Origin of the sequence: Silvania hatchlandensis (genome assembly GCF_025564065.1) — a bacterium.
GTDB lineage: Bacteria > Pseudomonadota > Gammaproteobacteria > Enterobacterales > Enterobacteriaceae > Enterobacter > Enterobacter hatchlandensis.
Map to the genome: position 1 here is coordinate 149,167 of NZ_JAMGZK010000041.1, position 9,282 is coordinate 158,448.

Below are 9,282 nucleotides of genomic sequence, written 5' to 3' on the forward strand. Positions count from 1 at the left end.
TATCACACTTCTTGCAGGAATTCCCCGTGTTAGTTACCAGCAACATCACTATGCAGTTTGGCAGTAAGCCGCTGTTTGAAAACATTTCCGTCAAATTTGGCGGCGGCAACCGTTACGGCCTGATTGGTGCCAACGGTAGCGGAAAATCCACCTTCATGAAGATCCTCGGCAACGATTTAGAGCCGTCGCTGGGTAACGTTTCCCTCGATCCGAACGAGCGCATCGGTAAGCTGCGTCAGGATCAGTTTGCTTTTGAAGAGTTCACGGTGCTCGATACCGTGATCATGGGTCACGGTGAACTGTGGGAAGTGAAGCAGGAGCGCGATCGCATCTACGCCCTGGCTGAAATGAGCGAAGAAGATGGCTATAAAGTGGCCGATCTTGAAGTGCTGTACGGCGAAATGGACGGCTATTCTGCAGAGTCCCGCGCGGGCGAACTGCTGCTGGGCGTGGGTATTCCCGTTGAGCAACACTACGGTCTGATGAGCGAAGTGGCGCCAGGCTGGAAGCTGCGTGTCCTGCTGGCGCAGGCGCTGTTCTCTAATCCGGACATCCTGCTGCTCGATGAACCAACGAACAACCTGGACATCGACACCATTCGCTGGCTGGAGCAGACGCTGAACGATCGTGACAGCACCATGATCATCATTTCGCACGACCGTCACTTCCTGAACATGGTCTGTACTCACATGGCCGATCTGGACTACGGCGAACTGCGCGTGTACGCCGGTAACTACGACGAATACATGACCGCAGCCACCCAGGCGCGTGAGCGTCTGCTGTCTGATAACGCCAAGAAAAAAGCGCAGATTGCTGACCTGCAATCCTTCGTCAGCCGCTTTAGCGCCAACGCCTCTAAATCGCGTCAGGCAACCTCTCGTGCGCGTCAGATCGACAAGATCAAACTCGACGAAGTTAAAGCCTCCAGCCGTCAGAACCCGTTCATCCGCTTTGAGCAGGACAAGAAGCTGTTCCGTAATGCACTGACCGTCGAAGATCTGGCGAAAGGTTTCGACAACGGCCCGCTGTTCAAAAAATTCAATCTGCTGCTGGAAGTGGGCGAGAAGATTGCCATCCTCGGTGCTAACGGCGTGGGTAAAACCACCATGCTGAAAACGCTGGTCGGTGAACTGGCGCCGGATAACGGCACCGTGAAATGGTCCGAGAACGCGCAGATTGGTTACTATGCGCAGGATCACGCTGACGATTTCGATAACGATCTGACGGTTTTCGACTGGATGAGCCAGTGGAAATCCGAAGGTGATGACGAGCAGGTGGTGCGCAGCTTCCTGGGTCGCCTGCTGTTCAGCCAGGACGATATCAAAAAGCCGGCAAAAGTGCTCTCCGGTGGTGAGAAAGGACGCATGCTGTTCGGCAAGCTGATGATGCAGAAACCGAATATCCTGGTGATGGACGAACCGACCAACCACCTGGATATGGAGTCGATCGAATCGCTGAACATGGCGCTGGAAATGTATCAGGGCACCCTGATCTTCGTTTCCCACGACCGTGAGTTTGTCAGCTCGCTGGCGACCCGCGTGATTGAAATTACGCCGGAGCGCGTAGTGGACTTCACCGGTAACTACGAAGATTATCTGCGTAGCAAAGGCATTGATAACTAAAATAAACCCCTCTACCCATAGGGGAGAGGGGACCGCTCGGTGCGTTTTTCACCCTCACCCCTATGGGGAGAGGGTCGGGGTGAGGGGCGGTTACACCACCCACTCACTCCCTTCAACGCCGTTCACCCGCAGCTGGCGTTTTTCCCCCGCAGGTAACGACACCTTAAGCGCTTTCCAGGCCGGGCGATAATCCCCGCGAGAGGCCACGTTCAGATTGATGGTTGCGCCATCGCACACCATTTCCCATTCCAGCCACAGCGCATTGCCTTTCTGGTAGCCCCAGCTTTCGCCATCATCTTCAAACAGCAGACCAGAGGTTGTCCCCACGCCTTTTACCGGGAACAATTGCAGTTCGCGGGTGTTGTCTTTCTCGGCGCTCACATGAGTGATACGTTCGCTGAGCGGCAGACCGGCACCGGCGCGAACCATTAACGGCAGTTTTTCCAGCGGTGCGTCGCGAACGATCCACTGACCGCCGGAGAACCATTCGTGAGTATAGAAATCGTACCAGCCGGTTTCATTGTCCGGCAGCCAGATACGACGTTCGCGCTGGGCGGCCTCGACGACGCTGGCGACTAACAGATCGCGGCCCAGCAGGAAATCATCGCACTCTTCGAATGTCTGCTCGTCATGCTCGTGATCGAGGAAGGTCGGGCGCAGCATCGGTTCATCGTCGGCGTGAGCCTGCCAGAGCAGGGTATACAGATACGGCAGCAGGCGGTAGCGCAGCTCAATTGCGCCACGAATGGCAGGCGTCACGCCCGGATACATCCACGGCTCGTTCACCGTACGATCGTCATTCCACGAGTGGATGGTAAAGCGCGGATGCATCACGCCATTTTGCACCCAGCGCACGAACAGTTCCGCGTCCGGTTTATCGCCGGAGAAGCCGCCAACATCGTGGCCCACGTTAAACAGTCCGGACAGGCTCATACCCAGCCCCATGCGGGTGTTATAGCGCAGGGTGTCCCAGTTGGTACGGTTATCGCCGCTCCAGGTCTGCACGTAGCGCTGCATCCCGGCGCAGCCGGAACGGGAGATCAGGTAGGGGCGTTTATCCGGAGCAAAACGCTGCTGCGCTTCCATCGAGGCGCGCATCATCAGCAGCGGCATCACCGGGCGAATATGCTTGATCGCAATTTCCTGCCCGAACCCGTGGCAGCGGGCTTCGCCATCCCATACTTCAAACTCGTTGTTATCGTTCCAGGTGGCGTCGATCCCCATCTCCAGCAGCTGGGTGGTGACGCCGTTCTGCCACCACTGGACCGTGCCTGGATTCGTAAAGTCGAGGTGCGAACCTTCGTCATCCCAGAAGCTTGAACGCTCGGGCGCGTCGGTTTCAGAGTCGCGAATGAACAGTCCTTTTTCCGCCACTTCGTTGTAGCGCGGGTGATCCTGGAGCAGACACGGCTTGATGTTAGCGGCCAGCTTCAGCCCGGCATCGTGAAACGCCTGGCTCATCACCTTCGGCTGCGGCACCTTGTCATAATTCCAGTTAAAGACGTAGCGCTTACCGTTAATAGAGGTATAGCCCGACGACAGCTGGAACGAATCACATGGAATGGCATGCTCTTCACTCAGGCGGATAAAGTTCATCAGCTGGTTTTGCGCATCCGGCGCGTCGGTGTAGTGCATGGTCGAGCCGCTGTAACCGAGACTCCATTTTGGCCCGAACAGCGTTTTGCCGGTCAGGCGAACAAACGCCTTGGTCACATCCAGCACGCGTTTGCCGGTAAAAATGTAGTAATCGATATCGCCCGCTTCGGCCTGCCAGCGGCGGTAGGCGGTGTGATAGTTGTCGATCTCGTTGCCCAGATCCAGCCAGCAGCTGCTGAGGTTGTCGTAAAACAGGCCGTAGCTCACGTCATCGCGGCGGGCGATGGTGAACGGAATATGCTTGTACAGCGGGTCGGTGCTGGCCGCGTTGTAACCCATCGCATCCAGGTTGCGCATCTCAAAGCGCTTGCCGTTACGCTGCAAATTACCCGCTTTCTCGCCCAGGCCGTAAAAGCGTTCGTCTTTACGACGGCTCAGGTAGTGTGCGACGCCGTCGCCGTGAGCGTTCAGCAGATAGGCGCTGGTGGGGCGGTCGTTAACCAGTTCCTGCCACTCACCGGCCTCATTGCGATACTGCCACTCCAGCCACAGCGGCTGGTGGACGGTCACGCGCAGGTGCTCAGTGGCGACGGTCAGGACCTCGTCCGTGTGGGTCAACGTCCAGGAGGGGCAGGTAAAGCCGCTAAGATCTTCACGAGAACGGCCTTCCCACGGCACATCTTTTTGCGGAGCAATGCTCCAGGTTTTATCCAGCGCCAGCTCGCCTTTGCGCTTAATCAGCACGCGGAACAGATTCTCTTCCAGCACATACACGCACAGGCGGTGCTGATTATCGACCAGCAGTTCCAGATGGTTCGCTGACTGCTTATCCAGGGTCCAGTTTTTCAGGGTCTTCATATGTATCACATCCACTATCAGGCGCGCTTGGCGCGACGTTCAGCAATAAATGCCACCAGGAAAACAGCGCCAATCAGGTCAAAGAAACCCATGGCAATAAAGAGCGGGTTGAAGCCGATTTTGTCGGCGGTCACACCAATTAACAGAGAGAACAGGAAGCTGGCGATCCACGCCGCCGAGCCGCGCATCCCGTTGACGGTCGCCATCTGACCTTTATCAAACGACTCGACGACCAGCGCACTGAGCATGCAGGAGATAATCTGGTGGCCGAACCCACCGATGGAGATCAGCGCAATGGTGATATACGGGTCGCGGGTAATGGCCACCGTTGCCAGCGAGATCATCAAAAATGCGCCGGTGACGGAGCTGGCGACCACCGAGTTCACGCGGGAGCAGCCGAACAGGCGGGTGTAAAGACGGGTGAGATAACCGCTGGCGACGCTGCCAAGATCGGCGGCCAGGAACGGCAGCCAGGCAAACATCGCAATCTGTTTCAGGTCCATGCCGTGTTCTTTGGCAAGATACAGCGGTACCCAGAAGCTCAGCACGGCCCAGGCCGGCTCGGCCATAAAGGCCGGGATGGCGATACCGTAAAAGCGTTTGTTTTTCGAGACGGTTTTTAGCGCAGTCAGGAAAGGCAGTTTTACCGCAGGCGGCTCGTTATCCTGCTGGATGAAGGCCAGTTCGTCCTTGCCCAGGTTCGGGTGTTGTTCCGGATTATGGTAGAACGCCCACCACAAAATCACCCACAGCAGGGCCAGTACGCCGGTAAACATAAACGCACCCTGCCAGCCGAAAGAGGCATGGGCAAAGTAAATAATCGGCGGTGCCAGCATCGCCCCAACCGAGAAGCCCACGCCCGCCCAGCCTGCGGCGATCGGACGTTCTGATTTCGGGAACCATTCACCAATGGTTTTGGCGTTAGCGGGGGTGGCGGCCGCTTCCGACGCCCCCATAAAGAAGCGCAGGATCGCCAGATGCAGCCAACTGCCTGCCCCGGCGTGAAGAATACACATCAGTGCCCAGATACCGGCACAGACCATAAAGCCAATTTTCAGGCCAATCACATCGATCAGCCACCCGCACAGTGGCTGGAAAAGGGTATAGGCAATCTGGAAGGCACCGACAATCCATGAATATTGTTCGGTGGTGATCCCCATACTCTCTTTCAGCTCGGGGGCGAGGATGCCTAAGGAGTTACGGGTGATGTAGTTAACGGTAACGCCCAGCAAAAACAGCACCAGAACATACCAGCGCAGATTTTTAATGACGCGGCGGGTTTTACCGACCGCGACGGTGTGATTGATGTCCTGACTCATTCTTCGGTCTCCACAAGACGGACTGCAGGGTATGTAGGTTGAGGTGTCACACCGCTTTATCAGTTTTAAGTGTTGTTGCTATACAACTAGTATGGGAGTGGTGTGACAAATTGAACTTAAGACAGAACGAGAACGAGAAATAGTGAGTTTTGTGCAAGTTTTTTCATATCTATTCTTAATACACGGTAAGTATGATAATTAAATGCGTTATTGAGCGGTTTTAGCGTTGTGAAAATTTATTCATTTAACATTCGGGGGAAGATCACAAAATGGAAAAAAGGCTAAAAATCGCCGAAATCGCCGCCCGTACCCAGCTCTCCATCAGCACCGTTTCGAGGGTGCTGGCAGGGAAGGCTAACACCAGCGAAAAAGCGCGCAAAAGAGTGCTGGAATGTGCGCGCGAGCTGGGGGTGATGGACGGGATGGCGGCCGGGCGTTTGCTGCTGAATAGCCTGATGGTCTTCGCCCCTCAGCGGGCGTTTGACGAGCGGTCCGACATCTTTTATTACCGGGTGATCCAGAGCGTGAGTAAAGGGCTGGCATCGCATGAAGTCAGGCTGCGTTACTGCGCGCTGGAAGAGAATGACGGCGATGCCCAGCTGTTTCTGGCGCGCATGAACGAGGCTGACACCCAGGCGGCGATCTTGCTGGGGATAGACGATCCGCATATTCACGATCTGGCGGTGGATGTGGGTAAACCCTGCATGCTGATTAACTGTCGGGATCGGCGGATGCGTCTGCCGGCGGTGGCACCCGATCACCGTGCTATCGGCGAGCTGGCAGCAGAATACCTGTTTGAAATGGGGCATCGTGAAGTGGTCAATGTGCTCTGTCTGCGTCGTTACACCATGGAGCTGCGTCTGGCGGGCATCCGGGACGCGTGGCAGTCGCGCAATCTCCGGTTCCACGATAAACGCGATCTGCTGGTGGTGCCGAGCTTCAGTGCCAAAGAAACCGAGCAACGGGTCAGCGAATGGCTCAGCCAAACCCCGGCGAAAAATCTGCCGACCGCCTTTCTGGTGGGGGGCGATTTTATGGCCGCAGGGACGATCAGCGCGTTGCAAAAGCAGGGCTTGCGGGTTCCGCAGGATGTGTCGGTGATGAGTATTGACGGTTTTAATCTGGCGGCGATTCAGGATGTACCCTTAACAGCAGTCCATGTTCCGCGGGATGAACTGGGTGCCGAAGCGGTGCATATGCTCCAGCAGCGGTTTTTGCGCCCGGAAGCGCCGGTTGGGACATTACTGCTCAACGGTACGCTGGCGGTGCGGGAGTCGGTACGGCGGATACGTCAGGGTAAAAGACGCACCGCCGTTGATCGTGAAGGGCTGTACGATGATTAAGCCATGCCGAGGGCGCGTTTGCCGTGGATATTCAAATCCTCAACCGTGAAGCGTGACTGCCATTGTGCTTCATAGTCTTCACGCGGGAAGTCGCCCGGCGATGCGCCGGTCTCCAGCGCCGCTTTGACTTTCTTCGCGTAGGCGAGGTTTTTCTCGCACATCGGGGCCGCCGGAATGTACATCACGTTGCCCCAGCCCTGCTGGTCATCCACCGGCGCAACCGAATGGATCACATCGCAGTGCCACCACACGGAATCACCCGCTTCCAGCGCCGGAATAGAGGTTAAGGCTTCAATCAGCAGCGGGTGCCACTGCGCGGAAATCGGCAGCACGCGGCCTGGCGCCACGCCGCACAGCTCATCTTCCGGCACATCATCCAGCAGCGGACGCAGCAGAATATAGGCCATCGCTTCCGGGATCGGCACCACGTGCAGCAGGCCCTGATCCGGGATCATGTCCGACAGCGCCGTCCAGCCCTGGAAGGTGCGGAACACCGAGCATTTGGTGGTGTTATCCACGGTGTACTCTTCCACGTCGGTACGGTGCGCGGCGTTCCACGGATCGTATTGATCGATATTGCCATCGAAGACCCGGGCGAAGACCTGCTGATAGGCCGGGAGCAGCCAGCGCTCCAGCGCCCCGGAATCGGTATGCGCCCCAAGTCCTTTGGAGGTGGTTCCCGGCGGACGGCGGCGAATGCGGTCCGGATAAATCACGCTGACGTCCGGGTTAAACCACTGCTTGCCGTTGCTCTCAAAGGTCCATAAACGGTTCAGGAACGACTGGACCTGGGCCATCTCTTCGCTCTGGCGGGCTTCCATCTGCGCATGTGACCAGTAGATCGGGTAGATCTCCGGGCGGGAGGCGGTCAGGGTGCCGAAGAAGTTATCCCCCGGTCCTTTGTAGACATCGTCGAAACGGTTGAGATCCAGATAGTCGAGCATGGCGTTATCCCACGCCAGCGCCTGCTCACGCGGGAAATGACCTTTGATCACCGCGCAGCCGCGGCGTTTTACGGCCTCGCGCTGCGCCGGGCTGATGTTACCGCTCTGCACGTCGGCAAACGGGATCACCGGCCAGACGGCATCGCCTTTGCTTTTCAGGGCGTTAATCTCTGCCACCCGGCTGGCAATCTTGTCGCTCAGGCGATCGAACACCGCCTGCACGTCGCCAATCTGCGCCCGCAGCTCGCGCTTCATCTGACGGATCGCCGCTTTGTGGTCGGCAGGCAAGGTTTCACTGGTAAACGTTAAGGACATAACAGCCTCGCTATCTTTCATTCGAAAGTAAAAGTGATTACAAGTGATACTTTAGGTTAAAAATAAGTTAATGCAAGTTGAAAAACTTGATGCAGTGCACAGGCTGAGAAAAGAAGAGGGAAACGCGCCGGAGAGATCTCCGGCGAGACGATCAAAGGCTGAACGGTGGGGTGTTATCGAGGACGGCCTGAATCACATTCAGCGCGCCCTGCTGGTTGTTGTCGTCGGTCTGGAAGCGGGAGAGGGCTTTTATGCTCTCGCCCGCATTGCCCATTGCGAACGAGTAGTTCACGAACCGGAGCATTTCGGCGTCGTTGCCGCTGTCACCAATCGCCACGCACTCTTGCGGGGAGACTTTCCAGCGCTTCAGCAGGCGGCTGATGCCGTTGGCTTTGTGCAGACCGGGGATAATCAGATCGACAAAGCCGAACCCGCTGGTGACCGGCTTCATGATCCCGTCGAGGGAGACATGCAGCGCATCGACCAGGTTCGGGATGTCGCTGTCGGGCAGGTTCAGCGAGAACTTAAACAGCACATCGTCGATCTCGCGGTAGTCGCTGACGCGCTGTAAGCGGTGGTAGTGCTTTGACATCAGCGCGACAAACGCTTCTGGTGCCTTATCGCTGATGTATGCGCTCTGCAGCCCGCAGGCGACGAAGTTCAGGGACTTATCTTTCAGCAGTTCGCCGAACACCACCTGCGATTCATGCTGAGTCAGTTCGCCGTGGAAAATCTGCTCGCCGTGATCGAATACCAGCGCGCCATTTTCCGCAACGAATGAGATTTGCGATTTGAGTTCCGGGAAGAACGAGATCAGCTGGTAATACTGGTTGCCGCTGGCGACAACGAACTCAATATTACGCGCCTGAAGTTGCTGGAATTGCGCCTGAAAGCGGTCACGATCGTACTGCTTGGCGTCATCAAGAAAAGTTCCGTCCATATCGGTGACGATAACTTTAACGGTCATACATTGCGCTCCTGAATCACTGCGTTTGAAACATTCTAATAACAAGGTGACGGGGAGCACAAATTTAATTTCGAATGAAAGTCAAAAAAGCCGGGAAGCGGAGGTGAAAGCAAAACGGCAACAGGGTTGTAATGCCGATCAGTTAAGGATCGGTTGATCGATCCAGTGGCTGTGTAAGAATCCGGAAATGCTCACTCGTTTCCGGATTTTTTTATGCACATTGGACAGGCTCTTGATCTGGTATCCCGTTACGATTCCCTGCGTAACCCTCTGACTTCTCTGGGCGATTATCTGGACCCGGAACTGATTTCCCGCTGT

7 protein-coding genes are annotated in these 9,282 nt (G+C 56.4%); 3 read left to right on the forward strand and 4 right to left on the reverse strand.

Features of this window, described 5'->3' with window-relative positions; translation table 11 throughout:
- Nucleotides 1-26: 26 nt before the first annotated feature.
- On the forward strand, nt 27-1,622 hold the full coding sequence (locus M8014_RS05870) for an ABC-F family ATPase (protein WP_271281598.1): 1,596 nt from the start codon (nt 27-29) through the stop codon (nt 1,620-1,622).
- A 90-nt stretch (nt 1,623-1,712) separates the two neighbouring features.
- Here M8014_RS05870 and M8014_RS05875 read toward each other — a convergent pair whose 3' ends face one another.
- Together M8014_RS05875 and M8014_RS05880 are read right to left on the reverse strand one after the other, a co-directional pair.
- A complete protein-coding gene (locus M8014_RS05875) occupies nt 1,713-4,076 on the reverse strand; it encodes a glycoside hydrolase family 31 protein (RefSeq protein WP_271281599.1) in 2,364 nt (787 codons plus the stop codon).
- 17 nt (nt 4,077-4,093) lie between these two features.
- Complete coding sequence (locus tag M8014_RS05880) at nt 4,094-5,395, reverse strand: MFS transporter (RefSeq protein WP_271281600.1); 1,302 nt, start codon at nt 5,393-5,395, stop codon at nt 4,094-4,096.
- Nucleotides 5,396-5,664: 269 nt separating this feature from the next.
- Here M8014_RS05880 and M8014_RS05885 point away from each other — a divergent pair, with 269 nt between their 5' ends.
- Entirely contained in the window at nt 5,665-6,738 is a 1,074-nt protein-coding gene (locus M8014_RS05885; protein ID WP_271281601.1) for a LacI family DNA-binding transcriptional regulator, read from the forward strand.
- Here the strand turns inward: M8014_RS05885 and M8014_RS05890 are convergent.
- Both M8014_RS05890 and M8014_RS05895 read right to left on the reverse strand, forming a co-directional pair.
- Nucleotides 6,735-7,997, reverse strand: coding sequence for a DUF1479 domain-containing protein (locus M8014_RS05890; RefSeq protein WP_271281602.1), 1,263 nt, complete (start codon nt 7,995-7,997; stop codon nt 6,735-6,737). The genes M8014_RS05885 and M8014_RS05890 overlap by 4 nt on opposite strands.
- Before the next feature lie 151 nt (nt 7,998-8,148).
- A complete protein-coding gene (locus tag M8014_RS05895) occupies nt 8,149-8,964 on the reverse strand; it encodes a Cof-type HAD-IIB family hydrolase (protein WP_271281603.1) in 816 nt (271 codons plus the stop codon).
- A gap of 213 nt (nt 8,965-9,177) precedes the next feature.
- On the opposite strand from M8014_RS05895, the gene M8014_RS05900 reads away from it, so the two are divergent.
- On the forward strand, nt 9,178-9,282 hold a 105-nt coding region (locus M8014_RS05900), incomplete at its 3' end, for a hypothetical protein (RefSeq protein WP_227895050.1).